The organism is Pseudozobellia thermophila (assembly GCF_900141855.1).
GTDB classification, from domain to species: domain Bacteria; phylum Bacteroidota; class Bacteroidia; order Flavobacteriales; family Flavobacteriaceae; genus Pseudozobellia; species Pseudozobellia thermophila.
In genome coordinates this window covers 58,430-78,550 of record NZ_FQYU01000011.1, presented here as the reverse complement: position 1 = coordinate 78,550, position 20,121 = coordinate 58,430, and the positions used below count along the sequence as shown (strand labels likewise).

The window sequence follows — 20,121 nt, the reverse complement described above, 5'->3', positions numbered from 1 at the left end:
GGATTATTGGTTAATTTTGTCTTCGGAAAGAAAGAATACCATGCCACAAGCCCCAAAAGATAAAATACCTTATTCCATATTGGAATTGGCCACCATTGGTGTCGGCTTTACCCCGACCCAAGTTTTCAAAAACAGCCTCGACCTTGCCCAAAAAGCGGAAGCATTTGGTTATCACCGATTTTGGTTGGCCGAGCACCACAACATGGTCAGTATAGCCAGTGCGGCCACCTCGGTACTTATCGGCCATATTGCCGGCGGTACGGAAAAAATTCGAGTAGGCTCGGGAGGCATAATGCTTCCGAACCACTCGTCATTGTTGGTCGCCGAACAGTTTGCCACCTTGGCCTCGCTGTACCCCGATCGCATCGACCTGGGACTGGGCAGGGCGCCGGGTACCGACCAGTTGACCGCACAGGCCATCCGCCCCGACAGGATGCAGGCCGTGTACAGGTTTCCCGAGGAATTGCACAACATTCAACGTTATTTTTCTTCCGAAAACAAGCAGGCCAAGGTTAGGGTACCCATGGCCGAGGGCATCGATATGCCCATATACATTTTGGGCTCCAGTACAGACAGTGCCCATTTGGCGGCCAAAGAGGGACTCCCCTATGTTTTTGCCAGTCATTTTGCCCCCACCCATCTTTTTGAGGCACTTTCTATCTACTACAATAATTTTCAGCCGTCAAAATATTTAAAAGAACCCTATACCATGGCCTGCATCAACGTTATCGCGGCCGATACCGACGCCGAGGCGGAACGGATATCAACGTCGAGCATACGCATGGTAGTCGGCGTATTGACGGGCAAGATAGACTATTTACAGCCCCCGACCGAAATGACCCCCGAACTGAGGCAAATTTCACAAGACCCGGCTTTGCAGCGTATGATGAAATATTCCTTCATCGGAAGCAAGGAAACCGTTAAAAAGAAAACGGAAGCTTTTTTAAAGGAGACCGGAGTGAACGAGATCATGGTCGCCTCCCATATTTACGACCCGCAAGCCCGAATTGCCTCCTACCGTATTTTTTCGGAGCTTATGAAAGAACTTGAAAACGCAAAGACCTTGAATTAACGTAAAACACATATAAGGACCGGAGCAAGGGCTACCGCAAAAGAACAGGGGCCAAATTCATGGCCCCTTTTGTCCTCATTTCTTACCGGTTGTAATTATACCTACCTCGGCGAAAGAAGCGGTCTGGTCGTCCCCGTCAACCATAAGGGCCCTTAATTTTATATAGCGCGCCGAAACGGGATCGAAACCAATGGTTTGCAATATTCGGTTGTTGACCACATTGCCAAATTCACCCTTGGAAACGACATGCCAATTTCTATTGTTCGTACTTACCGAAAATTCATAATCGGTTATTATACCAAAGGGGTACCTGTCTTGTATCGGCAGATAAGTAAAGCCCTTTAACTCGTGGGTATCACCCAGATCGATTACGATCTCTTGGGGAGTGCCCGCCCCTTTTTCCGTTGCCCACGTACTATTGGGGTCCTCGTCCATAAGTTTTACGGCCTCATCGATATTGCCCGATGAAACATGTATTACTTTCCAATCTTTCTTCGCAACATCGAGGTGTACCGATAGGCTTTCGGACCGTTCACCGGTTTTGGCATCGTATCCAATAGCCTTGAGCGTGCCCGGTGCATCTACCATAAAGGGTTTTTCGTACTTTGTACTGTTGGGGCCAGGCTCGCTTCCATCTAAAGTATAGTAAATACCTACCTCATCGTCAGGCACCGAAAGACCGACCATACCGCTGCGGTCCCTACTTATTTCGGGAGCGGTCAAAAGATTGGGGGCCCGGTACAATTCAACATTGCAAATGACAAGGGGCCCTTTGGCTTCCTCAAAATTGACCCTTATTTTGGTCGCCTCCACCGTATCGAAACGAAGAATGCGTTTGTTGCCTATGGTCGTTTGTCCGTCTATTTTCTTCCATTGCCCATCTACTTCCGCTTCCACGGAAAACCGGATTACCCTTTGCCCCAAGGGAATATATTCCTGCAATAAAATACGATTGACCTCGGTAGGTTGGTCAAATTCAAAAGTTAACGAAGCCTTCTCTACCCCATCGCTCGTCGCCCAGTAGGTCTTGTCGTCCCCGTCATTGACATTTGAGGCGGAATAGGCCGCATCCCCTCCCCTTACCTCGCTTGCCGTTACCTTGGCATCCTTAGCGAGTTCATGGGCAAAATCCTTATCGATCTGTTCTTTAAGGGCCATTAATTGCCTTACATCGTTTTCATGGACCAGCCCCCTATCGTCTACGGGAAGGTTCAATAAAAAATTGCCGTTTCTCCCTATGGATTCGTAGTAGGTTTGTACCAAACGGGCCAAACTCTTTACCTGATGGTCTTCCCGCGGATGGTAGTACCACCCTGGCCGAATGGAGGTATTCACCTCGGCCGGAAGCCAATGGGTACCGTCTTGGTGTCCCGAACGCAATTCTTTGTATCGGGGCCAACCGGGATAGATCTCATCGCGTCTCATAATGCTCCAGTTGGTTTCATTGGCAAACCCCTCTTCGGTTCCCACCCAGCGGATATCCGGTCCGCCATCACTAAAAATAACGGCATTGGGCTGAAGTTCGCGAACAATCTCGGTAACCTTATCCCATTGATAATAGGTTTTATTGTCGATCTTTCGTTCTTCGTTGGCCCCGCCATAATATCCTGTACCCCCATTGGCCCCGTCGAACCACACTTCGAACACCTCACCGTAGTTGGTCAGCAGTTCGCGCAATTGTTCGTGGTACTTGGCCACGTACGCCGGTGTGCCGTAATCGGCATCGTGACGGTCCCACGGGGAAAGATAGACCCCGAATTTGAGTCCGTATTCTTTGCAGGCTTCCGACAAATCTTTTATTACATCTCCCTTTCCGTCTTTCCAAGGAGCGTTTTTGACCGAATGTTCGGTAGTCTTGGTCGGCCACAGGCAAAACCCGTCGTGGTGCTTGGCCGTAATTATAATGCCTTTCATACCGGCATCCTTGGCAACCTTGGCCCATTGCCTTGTATCCAATTGCGATGGATTGAACAACTCCGGCGACTCGTCGCCCAAGCCCCATTCCATATCGGTAAAGGTGTTCATATTGAAATGAACGAAGGCATAATACTCCAAATCGTGCCAAGCCAAGTGCCTCTCGGAAGGCAAAGGCCCCACAGGTTTTGGGGGTTCGGTCGTTTGGCAGGATATCAAGGTAAGGATCAAGCCGATTGCAAATAGTTTGGTCTTCTTCATAATTATCGGATTTTATTGTACCGTAAGCCAGGTATACCCCTCGGCAGGTATTTGGATCGGAACATCTACTTTATACGTTCTATCGAGTTCAAAAACTTTTGGTGTCCGCCCCTTCGTGGCAATCTTTGCCTGGGTATCCAACCCGGTATAATACAATGGAATTTCGACGACCTCATCAATCGGTCGGTCGGTCGGATTAAAAATGAGTATAAGGCCTTTGTATTCCAAAGAAGGATCTACGTGCATAAAGCCGTCCCACGACCTGCCGTTCGGCCTTCCCAAATGAATGATATCGGCATTTAATATATCGCGATACTTCTTATACCAGTCGATCTGCTCCTTCACCAATCTTTTGGTTTCCTTGCTATCGTAAAGCCGGGGGCCCCGATAACAGGCCTGTACCCCTGAGCCATAATTTTGTACCATATGTGCCTTGTAGGCGTCCAAATGGTCCTTTAACGGCTCTAAGGTAGCTATTTCGCCGCCCCCGTGGTACTCGGTCAAAGGCACAAAGGTCCATGCCATGGAGGGCGATTTTTCCCAAGTGCCATCATAAATATTCTGGCGTCCGAGCATAATCTGTTGGTCCCTGGGCAAAGACCAATTTACCTCGCGATAGCCGATTCCGCATTTATTGGATCCCTGCAAAAAATAAAAATCCGGGGCGTTCAGATATATATCATTTTCGCGCAGACGGTTGTAAAAATCGACACTCATTTTCCATTGCGCCCATTGTGAATCTTCATAACCCTTATGGTATTTATGGGAGGTAGACGCACAATAATCACCGGGATACGGTCCATCATGCTCCAATAGGTCAAAACCCGTTTTCCCTAAAAAGTAGGCGATCTTATCGAGATAATCGCGACCCCACTCCGATGCCAGACAAGGTGCGTTTAAAAATTTGGCCCCTCCCGGCTTGCCCGTGGCCTTGTCTATCACATCTACGGAGTCGTTTATGGTTCTGCTGGAAAAAAGGGAATACCCGCCCAGTTGAATACCTTTCTTGTGGGCATAATCGGCCAATTTCCTGAACTTGGAAATATTCACCGCCGTAGTGTCTTCCATATTGAGTCCGCTACCAAAACTTAGAATTACCATTTCGTAACCCGTTTCGACGCATTGGTCGATCGCCGATTTGACCACTTTGGGCTCTGTGGTGGTCAAATGCATAAATATGGGGTTTTCAGTGACCCATGGTGCCAAGGCCCTGTACATCTTTCGAATAGCCAGGGTATTTCTTTCCCTATCCGTACCGTCCAACAACAATTCATAGGTGCGGAAACCCTGAAAGGTATCGCCCGCCTTCAATGTGGCATTCGGACCCACCTTTAGCGTACTGACCAAGAGACATGGTGTTTCCAACAACCAGTTAACCTGGGAGGTGTACTCGGGGTCGGGCTCCCAAAACGTTGTTACATTCGACTCGCCCGAGGTGAAGCCCCCGAAGGCATAATCGCTTTCTACATGCATGTTGGGTTTTTTCCAATCGGTGGGCGTCTCTACCGGATTCTCCATTTCGGGAAAGGCCAAAATTTCACTTTTAAAACCGGTAATCGTAAGGGACCGCCCCGAAGCGTTTTCTACGGTTATCCTTTTCGATAGCAGTGGCAGGCCATCGTAAACAACGTAATGAACGTTTACCGTTACCCCCGACATGGCCTCGGAGGCATGGGTAAAACTAAGCGTCAATTCCTTGCCGCTAGGCGCGGTCTTTTTGGCGGTGTGGTAGCGCTTACTCCCTTTCCAATCGATATGGGGGGAAAGCTCGGCAATAGTGTGGCCCTTATATTGAAAGGCAGTGGAATCGGACGTAAGTGCGGGCAGCCATTTCTCCAACAAGTATCCATGCTCCTTGAGGCCGATCAATCCGCCAATGGCATATGCCTTTCCGTCAATGGTCACCTCCGCTTCCGGCTTAATGCTCCTGAGCATATGCTCACCGGTGACCAAATTTTCAAAAGCCACGGTAGCCGCATTGGGGGCCATAACCAGCTTGCGTTTCACCAAGCCATTTTGAAGGACCAAGGTATTGTCTCCCTCAACGATCTCAGCCACGTAATCATCGGCATCGAGCAGCCAGTCTTTCTTATCCGCTTTTTCTTGCCCCCATACCTGGGCTGTCGCGATACATAGAAGCAGAACAATATTTCGAATACTATAGTTACCCATTTTTCACAGCTTAATTGCTTTCAATTACCGAACCGTCTTCACGGTAGAGGTCTACTTCACCGTCCAGCATCACCGCAAGTACGGTCATATTTTTATCGAGTACATACTCGGGAAGCTCAATGTATTTGATACCAGGGTAGTGGCTCCAATAGACCTTGCCCACTTCCCTGTGTTTGAGTTTTGTGCCCTCGCCCACTACATAGATCCTGTTAATGTTGTTTTTCAATCCCCTTAGCACTACCTCCCCATTGGCATTCCCTTTCACAAAAAGGTAAAGTGTTTTTTTGTCTTTCGACAAGGTAGTAGGCCCATAGAAGTGCTCTTTGGGAATTCCGGCAATGGTGCCATAGATCGCTTCCTTGTGTTTGTTCGTCCACCGGCCCAGACCTTGGAGGATTTCAACCTGTTCATTGGGAATTGAACCATCTCCCTTAGGACCAATATCCAGTAGAAGGTTCCCTCCATTGGAAATAACATCGGCAAAAATACCTATGACCTGATCGGTTGTTTTGTAGTCGGAATCGTTTTTTTGGTAGCCCCACGAATTGTTCATGGTCATGCACAGTTCCCAATATGGACTTTTGGGGCGTGTAATGGGCATACCTTGTTCGGGCGTTTCGTAATCCCCATGTCCCCGAAGTCGGGAGTTTAATATAACATTCGGATTTTTATCGAGTAACATCTGTCTAACCTTGGGCGCCTCCCATTCGTCAGAGCTATGTTCCCAGTCACCATCGAACCAATACAGGTCGGGGTTATAGTTCTCCGATAGCTCCCTCAATTGGCCTTGATACAGTTTTAAGAATTTCTGCCACCGCTGAGGCTCTTCTTCCACCTTATATCGGATTGAATCGCGGGTAAAGTGGGTATACCCGCCATACGACCAATCGGGCAGGGAGTAGTAGATGCCCAATTTGAGTTTTTCCTCCCGTACGGCATTTACAAATGGGGTAAGCACATCTTTTTTGGCCGCCGAATTGTCAACCGCATTAAAATCGCCGTACGCCGAATCCCAAAGCGCAAAACCTTCATGGTGCTTTGAAGTGATAACCGTATATTTTGCCCCGCTGTTCTTGATCAGCTTGGCCCATGCCTTGGGGTCGTACTTTTTGGCATTGAACCCCTTGGTTTGTTTGAGATAGTCTTTGTGCGAAATATAACCGTTGTAGAACGACCATGACTCGTCTATGCCATTCACCGAATAAAGTCCCCAATGTATAAAAACACCCAGCTTGGCATCTTTGAACCATTGCATTTTCAACTCCTTTTCCGGGACTATCCCGGTCTGTGCCTGCAATGACATGCCCATTAAAAACAGTATTACGTAAACCACTCTGCCCATTACCTCCAAATTCTATTTCCCTATTTGTTGCTTTATATATGCCGCCCAGACTTTATAGCCTTCCGGCTTTAGATGGATTCCATCGCTCGAAAATAGCCTAGCATCAAGTTTTCCCTGCCCATCTAAAAAAAGGTGGGCAATTTCGTGATAGGAAACCCGGGGATCTTCCCCTAAGCTATCGATCGCCCTTTGCATCTCGTTATATTTTTTGCGTTGGGGGGAATCCGGTTCGATACCGGTGACCAAAGGACCGAACAACAAAATCCTTGAGTCGGGAAATTTCCTTTCGGCCACCTCGACAACGCGCCTGATCCCTTGCGCGATCTCGTTTGAACTTTCAAACGGAAAATTGTTTACCCCAACCGTCAACACGACCACTTTGGGACCTGCTTTTTCATAAGCCCCATGCAGCAGGCGCCAAAGAACATTTTGCGTACGATCACCCGAAATACCGGCATTTATCCAATTGTATCCAGAAAAATACAGATCCGCCGCCTCCTTTCCCGGACGGTGGGTAACATGGGGCCTAGTACCTCCAAAGCCTTGGGTTATTGAGTTGCCTACCAGCAAGAGGTCAGCTTTTTTGCCCTTGGCACAAATCGAGTCGATATCCGCGGCTTGGGCCCACCAATCCTTACCATTTGTCCATCCCGCGGCAGAACGGTATTCGGCCGAAGGAGCCGGCACCGTGGCAAAGTTTATCTTTTGCCCCGTAGCCCTCAAAATAAAGTTCAAGATCGGCGTGGGGTTCGGCAGGCTATGCGGGTGATGTCCGTTTTCCGGCTTATAAATGGTTTCTATCGTTCCGCCGTTCCCTTCGATTCCCTTCGCGAAAGGAATGGTGTTTTCAACGATCGGCACCACTTTGTCCGTTTCGCCACAAACGTGTAAGATAGGGTAGCCGCCTTGGGCTATTTTTTTGATTTTGGCCATTGGATCGCCCTCAAAATATTCGCCCCCACCGTCATCGGTCACACCGTGCGCCAATTTAAACTTTTCCCAATCCTTGGCACTGCCTGTGCCCGTTCCTTTCCCCCCTGGCCAACTTTTTCCGGTGAGCACAGGTGCATCGGCATATATGCAGGCCACCTTGTCCGCGTTTTGGGCCGCCCAATTATACGCAATCAATCCGCCACGGCTCATAGCTTCTATCACCACCTTTTGCGACAGGCCTTTCCCGGTCATCAAGGCATGGAACGAATTCCAACGCCCAACGGCTTCCCGATTGCCGAAAAGTTCCGAAACGTCGCAATAGGCAATATGAAACCCGCGCTCCAACAAAGCAATATCGGTTTGGGGCTCATGCCCCCAAAACCTCGCACGCAGTACCCATGGCAGACCTTTGGCCGGCCTTTTGGGTAGGGCCAACTTGGCCTCATGCCCTTTAAATTTGAACTGCAAGAGCCGATAACCATAAAAATTGGTTTCCGACAAGGCCTCTATTCTTTTATCCTCACCCAGGTCAACGTCTTTATCCCCCGGCCTTCGCACCAGGCATTCGTACAACCTTTGGGCAATAACCGCCGCCCCCAGATCGGAAGGATGGATTTTATCGGGCAGTAAATCGGCCCGGTCTACAAACAGTTGGTAGAGGTCAATTACCTCGCTTTCGGTGGTGTAGGCCACTTCTTGAATTTTGGGGATAATCGATTGTTTGATAACGGGGTCGTAAATACTGGTAGAATCTTGTGTAAAGGCCGGAACAGGCAACAAAAGTATAATTCGGGTGTCCTGGTTTTTAGCCTTGAAACTGCCAATAAGCTCTTCATAGTCTTTTTTCATCTCGTTCAGGTAAACCCGATTTTGCGATTTGCTATCGTTCGTTCCCAATTTTATAAAAACGATATCGGGCACAAAGGCCAATGCGTTTTTATAGGCCTCGGTTTCCCAGTAGGGGCGATCCCCCCTTTTAAGCAAGGTGGTGCCGCTCACCCCAAAATTTTTCACTTGATAATCGTTGCCCAGCAAATTTTGCAATTGTGCCGGATAGGAGTTCATGGTACGGTTATGCACCCTCGCCCCATAGGTAATGCTGTTGCCTACGCAGGCGACCTTAATTTTTTTCAAGGTGTCTTTTTGTCCTTGCCCCCAATGGGGAAACACCAATGATACAATCAAAAGAAAAAAAACACCTCTATTCACTTCAAATGGTTTTTGGCCGATTATTTAAATTTAATGGTAAACGCTTCGCTTTGAAGCAGTTTTTCTTTGATCGCATCAGGAATCCGTACAACAACCCCTTCATTTTTGCGGCTCCATTTCAACCGGGTCTTTGAACCTAAAATCGTTGCCCGGCTTCCTTTTTTGGGCACTAGGCCTTCAAAATAAATTTCGGAAGGAATTTCTGTTTGACCTTCCTCTACCAAATAAATAAGGAAATCGGTACCATCGGGCTTTGAGGTCAAGCATATATTTTTATACTTATACGGTGCCTTGGCCTCGGTACCATAAATGGCTTCATCGTTTACCTTCATCCAATTTCCAATTTCCTCCAAAAGTTTATAGGCACCCGCATCCCATTCTCCCTCCGGACTGGGGGCGATGTTCAAAAGTAGGTTACCGCCCTTCGCCACAATATCGACCAAAGTATGTACCGCTTCACGGCCGCTCATATAAGTGGCGTTAGGCGAATAAGACCATCCGCCACCGGCAATAATACAAGACTCCCAGGGATACGGCAAAGCCTTATCGGGAACCCGGTTTTCAGGAGTCAGGTAATTCTGGTTCTTACCGTGAACAGCACGGTCGACCACAATCAGGCCCGGCTGTTTTTCACGTGCCTTTTTTACCAATTCGTCCATTTTAATATCCTGATTGACAATGCGATTTTTAAGGTAACCACTTTCATTATCCTTTAACTGGGCGTCGTACCAGCTTGTAATTTCCGATTTTGGTGTTTTGGCCACCCACCCCCCGTCGAGCCAAAGAATATCTACTTTGCCATAATCGGTCAGTAATTCCAGGATTTGATTGTGGGTGAAATCGACAAACTCCTGCCACTTTTCCGGGTTTTCCTCAGGGCTATAGTTAACATTTCTATCGCGGGGAGGGTAATAGGGGTCCCAGTACGAATCAACATTCCAATCCGGTTTAGAAAAATAAGCTCCCGCCCAAAGCCCTTCTTTTCTAAAGGCATCGAAGATTTCTTTGGTAATGTTCGCCTTCGGATGGGTACTGAACGGAGTTTTACTATCCGTTATTTTATAATCGGTATACTTGGTGTCGAACATCGAAAATCCATCGTGGTGCTTGGTAGTAAAAACCACATATTTCATACCAGCATTCTTTGCCGCCTTCGCCCATTTTTCAGGGTTAAACTTTACAGGGTTAAAGGTGGTTTGGAGTCCTTCGTATTCTTTTTTGTAGGCGAAATAATTATCGGGGTTCGAGCCTTTTTTACGTTCACACCACCCATATTCCTCGGGGCATATCGACCAAGACTCCACCACGCCCCATTGACTATAGGGCCCCCAATGCATGAGCAATCCGAATTTAATATCTTGCCATTGGTCCAGTTTCTCTAGAACCAAAGGGTCGGTTTCGGGCACATAGCGTTCATCTTCATAAATGGCTTGTGCATTCAAAAACTGAATAAAGCAAAAGAAAATAAAGCTGGTAACTCTTAGTTTCATGTGTTATGGTTTATATTGGCTATTGAATTGACTTTGGTTACATGTTCAGAAGTGCCCAAACCTGCAAATACCTGTGGAAACAATGCAGTTAGACAACAAGTTTGTATAGCTATGTTATGTTCGGCCATCTATCGAACATTGAATATACAGGCAAGGACAGAATCATCGCGATTTTTAAATTATGCCGTTTGCGCCATTGGGCAAAGCTATATTGAACAAAACTAAACCTTACCCCTTTGCTTCTCTACCTCAAAAATGACCATCAACGATACTTTTTTTGCCCAAAACAAAAAAATACTACCACTATGCGTACAACTTGATATAGTCACTAGGAGACATCCCCACAATAGACTTAAACTGTCGGTTAAAATTGGAAATATTGTTAAACCCTGATTCGAAACAAACCGAGGTCACCGTATTTTTATTTTCCATTAACAATTTACAAGCATACCCTATGCGAATCTCGTTCAAATATCTTGTAAACGTTTTTTGATGTATCCTTTTAAAGAAACGGCTAAAAGCAGAGGCGTTCATATTGGCCACATCGGCTACATCCCTTGAACGGATTGGTGTATTGAAGTTTTTAAAGATATAGGCATAAATCCTGTCCAAGTTCTCATTCTCCGCCTCCTTAAAGGAATCGACGAATCCGGCGCTGGATAAAAACCGATACCGCGAATGTTTCGACAACTTATTCAAAACATTTACAAAGCCCATAGTTTTATCAAAACCATGCAGACCGTTCAAGTTCTCCAAATCATCAATAAGTTTAGGAGGAAGGCCGATAAATTTAATACCACGCCTGGCACGCTCAAACAAATTGGCTATAGACCGCATTTCAGGTGCCCTTAAAAAACCATCGCCCAAGAAATTTTCACTAAAATAAATGACAACAGCCTCGGCCACCAACGTCGAGTTTTTTTCAAAATAACACTCATCGTTCAACCACATATGGGGCAAATTCCGTCCTATAAGTACTACCTCTCCCTCTTCGAACTTCTCAATACTATCGCCTATAAACCGGGTACCCGTACTTTTTCGAATGACCACGAGCTCTAATTCGGGGTGATGGTGCCAAACCTTTAAAAAGTATGGGGATTGATTCATACTCACCGTAAAGGAACTATGCTTGGCACTGGCACGATCTAATAAATGAAGTTTCATGTTAAGGTTTTCCAAACACAGGTTAATTGATAAGGAACAAAAATCAACAAAAGAAGTACAATTATCCACTTTGGGCAAAAAAAATACCACTAGATGTATAATTTTTAGTAGATATTAACATCCTTCTCTCATATTTTTGGCTGCTTTGATTAATAAAATGTTAAATATCCAACATTGAAAACAATCAAAATTAATTCTAACTAACAAACTCGCACTTATGAAAGAAATCAAAAACAACGGGAGACCAAAACGGCTCTTCCTTAAACTTGATTATCGAACAGTATTTCTGTTACTGTGCTCGGTAATCATCCAACAAGGTGCTTTTGCGTCAAAAAGTGTGCACGAGCACACCTACACAACTGTCCCGCAAACGGCCATTACGGGTACCGTAACCGATGAAAGTGGGGTTCCACTCCCTGGTGCCACTGTACTTGAAGTTGGCACCTCGAATGGTGTTTCGACCGATTTTGATGGGAATTATACCATTGTTCCGTCAGGAGATTCCCCCGTATTGGAATTCTCCTATATCGGTTACGCCACAAAAACCATTACCGTTAATGGTCAAACCTCCATCAACGTCGTACTGGCCGAGGATGCGAGTGAACTTGAGGAAGTGGTCGTAACCGGTTTGGGCATCACCAGGGCCAAAAAGGCAATCGGTTATGCGGTGGCTACCGTAGAAGCCGAATCCTTGGTAGAAGCTGCACCGACCAATTTCGCAACCGCTCTTTACGGAAAGGCACCCGGTGTGCAAATCGCCGCCACTCCCGGTGGGAACACCAGTGCCGTCAACATCAACATCAGGGGGCTTAATTCGATCAACGGAAGCAACCAGCCCCTAATCATTAAAGATGGTATCCCCATTCGAAACCAAGATGTTTCCAATTCAAATTACTGGAGCAATCAGCGGGTAGAGGGCAACGGCCTATTGGACATCAATCCTGAGGATATCGAAAACATCTCAATCTTAAAAGGAGCCTCGGCAGCGGCCCTATACGGTTCGGAGGCGGTAAACGGTGTTGTCTTGATCACGACGAAAAAAGGTAAAGGCAAGGGATGGAGCGGAGAATTCAATTCCGTCTATAGCTTTGACAACGTTGCGTACATGCCCAAATGGCAAAACGAAAGAGGCCCCGGATACCCTTGGTATGTGGCGACTTGGGGCGACGATGTCGACGAGGACGGATTTCAATGGTACGATACCAACGGAGACGGAACTCCCGACACAAAAGGGGTAATCGGCACCAACCTCAACTACGGCCCCAGATTTGACGGCCAACCCATTTTGGCCTGGGACGGTAAGGTACGGCCCTATACGGCCCAAAACAGCTACGAGGGACTCTTCAAGACCGCCCATAACACCAGGTTCAACGTAGGCCTATCGCACGTATCCGACAAGGCCAATACCCGCTTTTCGTACACCAGATCGGACAACCAAGCCATAACCCCGAACTCGAGTAACTACAACAACACCTTTAGTTTAAACTCGAACATAGATTGGACGGATAATTTCAGAACGCAGGTTGTTGTAGATTACTACAACAAGAAAGTGCACAACAGACCTTACAAGATCGATAGGATCGTTAACAACTTCGGAGGTATGATGAACCGTTTTGACAATGCGGACTGGTATGAAGACCAATACAAGACCAGTTTAGGCTATCGTTACGTTACAGGTTCAGGGCAAAGCCTGACCCCTGACGAAAACATCACCATACCAGGTTATAGGGGAGATATTCTCGACTACTTCTGGCGTATCAACGAATACGACTACGAAGAAGCATCCGACCGTGTAATAGCCGCATTGACCTTGGAATACGATTTTTTGAATGACTTTACCCTTCGGGCAAGGGCATCCCACGATTTCACTTCGGAATACACCGAAGACAAACGCCCTACCGAGATTCCATTGGTATACAACAATACCACTGGCATGTTTGGCATGCGTCAAAAAAAGGACAATGTCAAATACGGCGAACTTTTATTGACCTACAACAAGGCGATCAACGACGACTTTTCCGTTCTGGCCCGCCTAGGATATAACGCCGAGGAAAGAACCAATAGAATGACACAGTTGCAGACCGTTGGCGGCCTAACCGTCGAAAATTGGTTCGACTTGTCCGCTTCCAGGCTTCAACCGACCACGGCAAACCTAAAAGGCTGGAACAATAGGGATAACTATCTTCGAGATGGGATTTTCGGAACGCTTAACCTAGACTACAAAGGGTTTCTTTATGTAGAAGGTACGATTCGAAGGGATAGGATTTCAACTATTCCAGCGGCCTACAACGGATTTACCTACCCATCAGTGAATGGTAGTTTTGTGGTATCGCAGGCATTTGAATTACCACAGTCAATCGACTTACTAAAGGTAAGAGGTTCTTGGGGAGTTGTCGGTAATGCACCGGAACTTTATGCCGCCAATATAGCATACACCCAATTGGGTATCAACGGTTCTGAGACCATTTACACTACGCTACCCACGCAATACGGAAACGACCAAATAAAACCGGAGGAAAAACATGAAATTGAGTTTGGCCTGGAACTTAAAATGCTTCAAAACAGAATAGGCTTGGATGTATCGTACTACGATGCGGAAATTAGAGATCAAATTCTGCAATACACCCTGCCCAGGAGTACAGGTGCGCAGTCGGTGTTGGCCAATATTGGCATCTTGGGCAACAAGGGACTTGAAGTAGGATTAAACGGATCCCCGATCAGAACGTCCGATGTAGATTGGAGCCTTGGAATCAATTTTTCCCGAAACGTAAATACAGTTAAAAAACTAACTGACGATTCTGACCAACTTGTCCACCAAGACCAAGACGGAAGTGCCGTTCGACTCGTTTCCAATGTTGGTGAAGCCATGGGGGACATTATGGTTCACCCGCTACTAACCGATGAAAACGGCAACAATGTTGTTTCCGACAATGGCCTATACCTGGTAGACTCCGACGAATGGGTAAAGGCTGGAAACGTAAACCCGGATTTTATCGGCGGTATCTGGTCAAGCCTATCGGTCAAGAATTTTAGCTTGGACTTTAGCATTGATTATAGCTGGGGCGGTGAAATTATGCCCAAGGGCTATTATTGGATGGTAGGAAGGGGACTAACCGAGGAAAGCTTGGCCTTCAGTGATGCAGCCCGCGGTGGAATTAGCTATTATCCTTCCCAGGTTGGCGATGATGTGCAGCTGATACAAACAAGTTCGAGCCAAGGGCCGGCAGGAGAAAGCGTATACAATGACGGAATTATATTGGAAGGCGTTAAGACCGATGGAACACCCAACGATATCGTCGTCTCAAACCCGGATTATTTCTGGACGGTCTATAATTGGGGTGGACCCGCATATAGCCCCAACGCCCGTTACGACCTATTTGTAAGGGAAAACAACTATTTAAAAATGAGGGAGATTTCAATCGGCTATAGCATCCCTAAAGATGTGGTTGAAAAAACCGGGCTTTCTTCGATAAACCTTTCCGTTTTTGGTAGAAACCTGTTCTATCTCTACAGAAGTATAAAGGAAGTTGATGGGGAAGCGGTAACCGTCGGGACCGATTGGAAGGAAAACTGGTACAATGGTGCCAATGGATGGACAAGCAAGACTGTCGGCCTTCAACTTAGGGCAAGTTTTTAATTATACATTAACGATATATTTATATTCATGAAGAATTTAAAAATAATTATAGCCAACCTTCTCACGGCGGCCATACTATTGGTCTCTTGTCAAGAAGATGATTTCACCGAATATTATTCCGATCCGGCGACTATAGCCGAGACGACGGTAGAAAAGCAGTACGCGGGCTTCATGCAAAGTAACAAGGACGACATTATGCCTTCCTATTCAAAGTACTTTGTTACAGGCCGCCCAACCCTTATGATCTACACCCAGACCCGAGGGTTCGAAAATAGCATCGGGCGTTTCACCCCTGGTGACGCTCCTGTAGACCCGATCTACAATAGGTACTATGCCACGCTATTTCAATTTAGGGAAATGGAAAGGATTTACGACCAATTGACACCCGCGGAACAGGATGAGTATCGTATCTTTATCATAACCGCTAAAATCTATTTATACGATTATACCCAAAAAATAGTCGACCTATTTGGCGATATCCCCTTTACCGAGGCTGGAAAGATTAGTCAGAACGAGGGCGATTATCAATCCTCATATGCAGCCTTTGATTCAGCCGAAAGCATCTATAGGTTGATGATCGATGACTTGAAATCTATTGCCCAAGAGTTAAATAGCATTTCGTTGACTACGGCTATAAAAGACTATTTCACCGTACAAGATTTTGTAAATGGCGGCGATATAGATATTTGGAAGAAGTATTGTAATTCCTTACGCATTCGGCTTTTGACCAGGGCATCAGCAAGCGATGAGTTCTCGAGTATTGCCCAAACCCAAATTGGAGAAATCTTGGGCAACCCGGCGACATACCCCATTGTCGAGGGCAACGAAGAGAACATTCAAATCGAGTCTTTGGGTGAAGGCATGGGACTTCAAGCAGATTTTCAAGGCACCTTTGTCGAAGGCGACAGCTGGAACTCGAATGTTGCAAGCAAAGCTATGATCGACCATATGGTCGAAAATACCGATCCCAGATTGCGTTGCATATTCCAACCCGGTAGCGAAGCAGGGGAAAATGAATTTCTAGGATTAGACCCCACAATGGCCCAAAGTGCACAAAACGCCCTTATTAATTCAGGTACCGTTAGCATCTATAACAACTGGACCTTTAAGAACAACAGAAACTTTCCGGGTATATTGATTTCCGCATCGGATATTGATTTTTATTTATCCGAATACTATTTGGGAAGCAATGATGCCATGGCCAAGGAACACTATGAAAAAGGGATAAGCGAATCAATAAATTTCTATTACAGTGTTAGGGATTTGGCCATCAATTTCGAAGATTCCCCCGAAATAGACGATTTAGACCCGAGTGAGATCGACAACTACCTTATGGAAGCCAACATTTCATGGGATGCCGCAACCAGTAATGAGGAAAAATTAGCCCTTCTTGCCCGACAGAAATGGCTACACACCAATATGGTCGAAATGTATGAGAATTGGGCAGAGCTCAGAAGGCTAGGTTTGCCAGAACTGGAATTCGTCCCTGACAACTCCTCGGCACAGGCCACTCCTCCAAATCGGTTTTTGTATCCGTCCGTTGAAAGAACCTTTAACGCTGAAAACTACAGTGCAGTCAGTGAAGATGACAACTTAGATGCAAAAATTTTCTGGGACATCGATTAAACCAATAAATCAGTTTCTAAATTTAAGTTGACTCAGAACGGTCGGTCAAAATTGACCGACCGTTCTTTTTATATACCTTTACCCCTTAAACCAAACCCTAGTAAATGACAAGTTCTACCCCCAAAATGCACCACCAATGCAATTACAAAAGATTAACCCTCAAATCGATTTTCTTCCTCCTCACGGCCTTGCTTATCACATCGTGTGAACCTAAAGAGCAAGAAATCCTAGTTTTTAGCAAAACCGCCGGTTTTAGGCATAAATCCATCGAAGCAGGGGTGTCGGCCCTAAAAAAATTGGGATCGGAAAACGGCTATAAGGTTACGGCCACCGAAGATTCCGATTACTTTGTTGAAGATTCGTTGCGCAACTACGCCGCCGTCGTTTTCTTGAACACCACACGTGATATCCTCAACGATGTCGAACAAGCCGATTTCGAACGCTATATTCAGGCCGGGGGCGGTTTTGTAGGCGTACATGCCGCCACCGATACGGAGTACGACTGGCCATGGTACAACAAACTGGTCGGTGCCGTTTTCGACGGCCACCCCAAGATACAGGAAGCCCACCTACACATAGAGGACAAAAACCACAGCTCTACCCAAGCCTTGCCCGATTCGGTATGGGTCAAAAGCGATGAGTGGTACAATTTCAAGAACATCAATCCGGACATCAATGTCGTGCTTAGTGTCGACGAGAAAAGCTACAAGGGAGGCACCAACGGGGACGACCACCCCATTTCGTGGTACCATGAATACGACGGCGGACGGGCCTTCTATACCGAGTTGGGCCATACCGACGAAACCTATAAGAACCCCAAATTTTTGACCCACTTGCTGGGAGGGATCAAGTACGCCATTGGCGACGGAAAACTCGACTACAGTCGCGCCAAAACCCAACGTGTACCGCCCGAGGACCGTTTTGAAAAAAAGATACTGGACTTTAACCTGAACGAACCCATGGAGCTCGACGAACTGCCCGGGGAGGGTATTCTGTTCGTAGAGCGCAGGGGAGCCGTCAAACTATACGATTTCGAGACTGAGCAAACAAGCACCCTCGCCCAGTTGGAGGTTTTTTACATAAATGAAGATGGCCTCCTGGGCCTCGCGGTCGACCCCGACTACCTAAAGAACAATTGGATCTACCTGTTCTACTCGGCGCCGACCGAGAAAGCAGCGCAACGCATCTCAAGGTTTACCCTGAAAGATAAAAAGCTGGACCTAAACTCGGAGAAGATCATCCTTGAAATACCGACCGACCGCCAATGCTGCCATAGTGGTGGAGGCCTTGAATTCGGACCGAACGGCAACCTATATATCGGGCTTGGCGACAACACCAATCCCTTTGCCTCTTCGGGCTTTGCCCCCATTGACGAGCGTGAGGGAAGAAGGGCCTGGGATGCCCAAAAATCAGCATCGAACACCAACGACCTAAGGGGAAAGATACTCCGTATAAAGCCCGAGGACGATGGCACCTACTCCATTCCCGAAGGTAACCTCTTTCCCAAGGGAACGCCAAAGACCCGGCCCGAAATCTACGTTATGGGAAACCGGAATCCGTTCAGGTTTTCCATAGACACCAAAACAGGCTATTTGTACTGGGGCGATGTGGGTCCCGACGCAGGAAAGGCGGATCCGAACCGGGGGCCAAGCGGTATGGGCGAATTCGACCAGGCCCGCCATGCGGGATTTTGGGGATGGCCCTATACCCGTGGCTATAACGAGCCTTATAACGATTACGACTTTGCCACAAAAACTTCAGGCCCCAAATTCGACCCCGAAAACCTGATCAACGACTCGCCCAACAATACCGGGCTTAAAAAGCTTCCCCCGGCACAACCGTCCATGATTCCAATGACCTATTACCGTTCAGAGGAATTTCCTTGGATGGGTGCCGGCGGTATCAACCCCATGGCCGGGCCGGTCTATCACGCATCCGACTATCCGAACGCCAAAAACCCGTTTCCGGAGTACTTCGAGAACAAACTATTTTTGTACGAATGGATGAGGGACTGGATCTACGTCATCACCCTCGACGAAAACCAAGACTATGTAAAGGCCGATGCCTTTATGCCCAACACGGAATTCTCGCATCCCATGGATATGATTTTCGGTTCGGACGGAAAAATGTACCTGCTCGAATATGGCCAAAAATGGAACTCGCAGAACTTGGATGCCCGTCTCAGCAGCATATCCTACCTACCAGGCAATAGGAAGCCCATAGCAAGGTTAACGCACGACAAAGCGGTGGGCGCCGCTCCCCTGACCGTCCAATTTTCGGCAGAAGGGTCGTTGGACTACGACAAGGACGTACTTTCCTACGAATGGTATTTCGACTCCGATACCGTTCAATCGACCGAAAAAGCCCCCCAATTTGTATTCGAAAAAGAGGGAAGCTTCGACGTACGGCTCAAGGTTACCGACACCGAGGGCAATACCGCCACGACCAATACCAAAATCTTGGTGGGCAACGATGCACCGGTCCTGTCCATAGAAATAGAAAACAACGATTCCATCTATTGGGAAGGAAAAAAAATCGACTACCGCATAACAGTGACCGACAAACAGGACGGATCCACGGCCGACGGATCCATAAACCGGGACGAGGTTAAGGTCACGTTCGACTATATCCCCGAAGGCAAGGATATCGTAAAGGCGACCATAGGCCATCAACGCAACATCGTACCGGAAGGGAAGAAAGCCATAGACGGTACCGACTGTAAGGCCTGCCACGCCATAAAGGAAAAAGTAAACGGACCGAGTTATACGGAAATCGCAAAAAAATACAACAAGGAAGACACCGGATACCTGGTCGCCAAGATCATCAAAGGCGGCGGTGGCGTTTGGGGTGAAAATGCCATGTCGGCCCATCCCCAATTGAGTGTCGGTGAAGTGACCCAGATGGTAGAGTATATCCTATCGCTTAAACCCTCGGAAGAGAAGGCTCAAAACTACCTCCCCTTGGAGGGCTCGCTCACCTTTGACAAGCACCTACCGACAGAAGGCAAGGGCACATATATTTTAATGGCCTCGTACCGCGACAAGGGCAATCCGCAACAACCCGAATCGGAGTTGACGGCCAACGAGCAGTTTGTGTTCAAACCCAAGGAAGCAAAAAAAGATGAATAATATAACCTATAGCGCCCAGGGTTATGGTCAATCAGCAAACCCATTTCCATTAATGACAAAAGGCCTTACATTGAACAATGTAGGCCTTTTGCACTTAAAATGAACTCAACAAACAATTATAAACTCGACGTTTCGGGGGACCCTTAACGACTAATTTTTTTCGCTATTTCTTC

At 47.1% G+C, this 20,121-nt stretch carries 10 protein-coding genes; 4 read left to right on the top strand and 6 right to left on the bottom strand.

Translation table 11 applies throughout. The annotated features are described in order from the left end of the window. The first annotated feature begins 40 nt into the window (after positions 1 to 40). Positions 41 to 1,072: an LLM class flavin-dependent oxidoreductase gene (locus tag BUB37_RS18650; RefSeq protein WP_072995345.1), complete on the top strand. Its 1,032-nt coding sequence runs from the start codon at positions 41 to 43 to the stop codon at positions 1,070 to 1,072. Positions 1,073 to 1,147: 75 nt separating this feature from the next. On the opposite strand, the gene BUB37_RS18645 is transcribed toward BUB37_RS18650, so the two are convergent. From BUB37_RS18645 to BUB37_RS18620, 6 genes are all read right to left on the bottom strand, one after another. After that, positions 1,148 to 3,247, bottom strand: a complete 2,100-nt coding sequence (locus tag BUB37_RS18645; protein ID WP_072995344.1) for an alpha-L-fucosidase — start codon at positions 3,245 to 3,247, stop codon at positions 1,148 to 1,150. 12 nt (positions 3,248 to 3,259) lie between these two features. Beyond that, positions 3,260 to 5,419 carry an alpha-galactosidase gene (locus tag BUB37_RS18640; RefSeq protein ID WP_072995343.1) on the bottom strand — a complete coding sequence of 720 codons (2,160 nt, stop codon included), beginning with the start codon at positions 5,417 to 5,419 and terminating at the stop codon, positions 3,260 to 3,262. 10 nt (positions 5,420 to 5,429) lie between these two features. Then, positions 5,430 to 6,761 carry an alpha-L-fucosidase gene (locus BUB37_RS18635; RefSeq protein ID WP_072995342.1) on the bottom strand — a complete coding sequence of 444 codons (1,332 nt, stop codon included), beginning with the start codon at positions 6,759 to 6,761 and terminating at the stop codon, positions 5,430 to 5,432. Between the two features lie 12 nt (positions 6,762 to 6,773). Next, positions 6,774 to 8,828, bottom strand: coding sequence for a GDSL-type esterase/lipase family protein (locus tag BUB37_RS21380; protein ID WP_170863193.1), 2,055 nt, complete (start codon positions 8,826 to 8,828; stop codon positions 6,774 to 6,776). A gap of 95 nt (positions 8,829 to 8,923) precedes the next feature. Next, positions 8,924 to 10,393, bottom strand: a complete 1,470-nt coding sequence (locus BUB37_RS18625; RefSeq protein ID WP_072995340.1) for an alpha-L-fucosidase — start codon at positions 10,391 to 10,393, stop codon at positions 8,924 to 8,926. A gap of 303 nt (positions 10,394 to 10,696) precedes the next feature. Continuing rightward, complete coding sequence (locus tag BUB37_RS18620; RefSeq protein ID WP_072995384.1) at positions 10,697 to 11,557, bottom strand: AraC family transcriptional regulator; 861 nt, start codon at positions 11,555 to 11,557, stop codon at positions 10,697 to 10,699. Between the two features lie 217 nt (positions 11,558 to 11,774). Between BUB37_RS18620 and BUB37_RS18615 the strand changes: the two genes are divergently transcribed. The 3 genes from BUB37_RS18615 to BUB37_RS18605 all read left to right on the top strand — a co-directional run bounded on the left by BUB37_RS18615 (position 11,775) and on the right by BUB37_RS18605 (position 19,948). After that, complete coding sequence (locus BUB37_RS18615; protein WP_094766795.1) at positions 11,775 to 15,194, top strand: SusC/RagA family TonB-linked outer membrane protein; 3,420 nt, start codon at positions 11,775 to 11,777, stop codon at positions 15,192 to 15,194. A gap of 27 nt (positions 15,195 to 15,221) precedes the next feature. Continuing rightward, positions 15,222 to 16,820 carry a SusD/RagB family nutrient-binding outer membrane lipoprotein gene (locus BUB37_RS18610; protein WP_072995338.1) on the top strand — a complete coding sequence of 533 codons (1,599 nt, stop codon included), beginning with the start codon at positions 15,222 to 15,224 and terminating at the stop codon, positions 16,818 to 16,820. Between the two features lie 104 nt (positions 16,821 to 16,924). Then, positions 16,925 to 19,948 (top strand): ThuA domain-containing protein, encoded by a 3,024-nt coding sequence (locus BUB37_RS18605; protein WP_072995337.1) that lies wholly within the window; start codon positions 16,925 to 16,927, stop codon positions 19,946 to 19,948. Positions 19,949 to 20,121 lie beyond the last annotated feature (173 nt).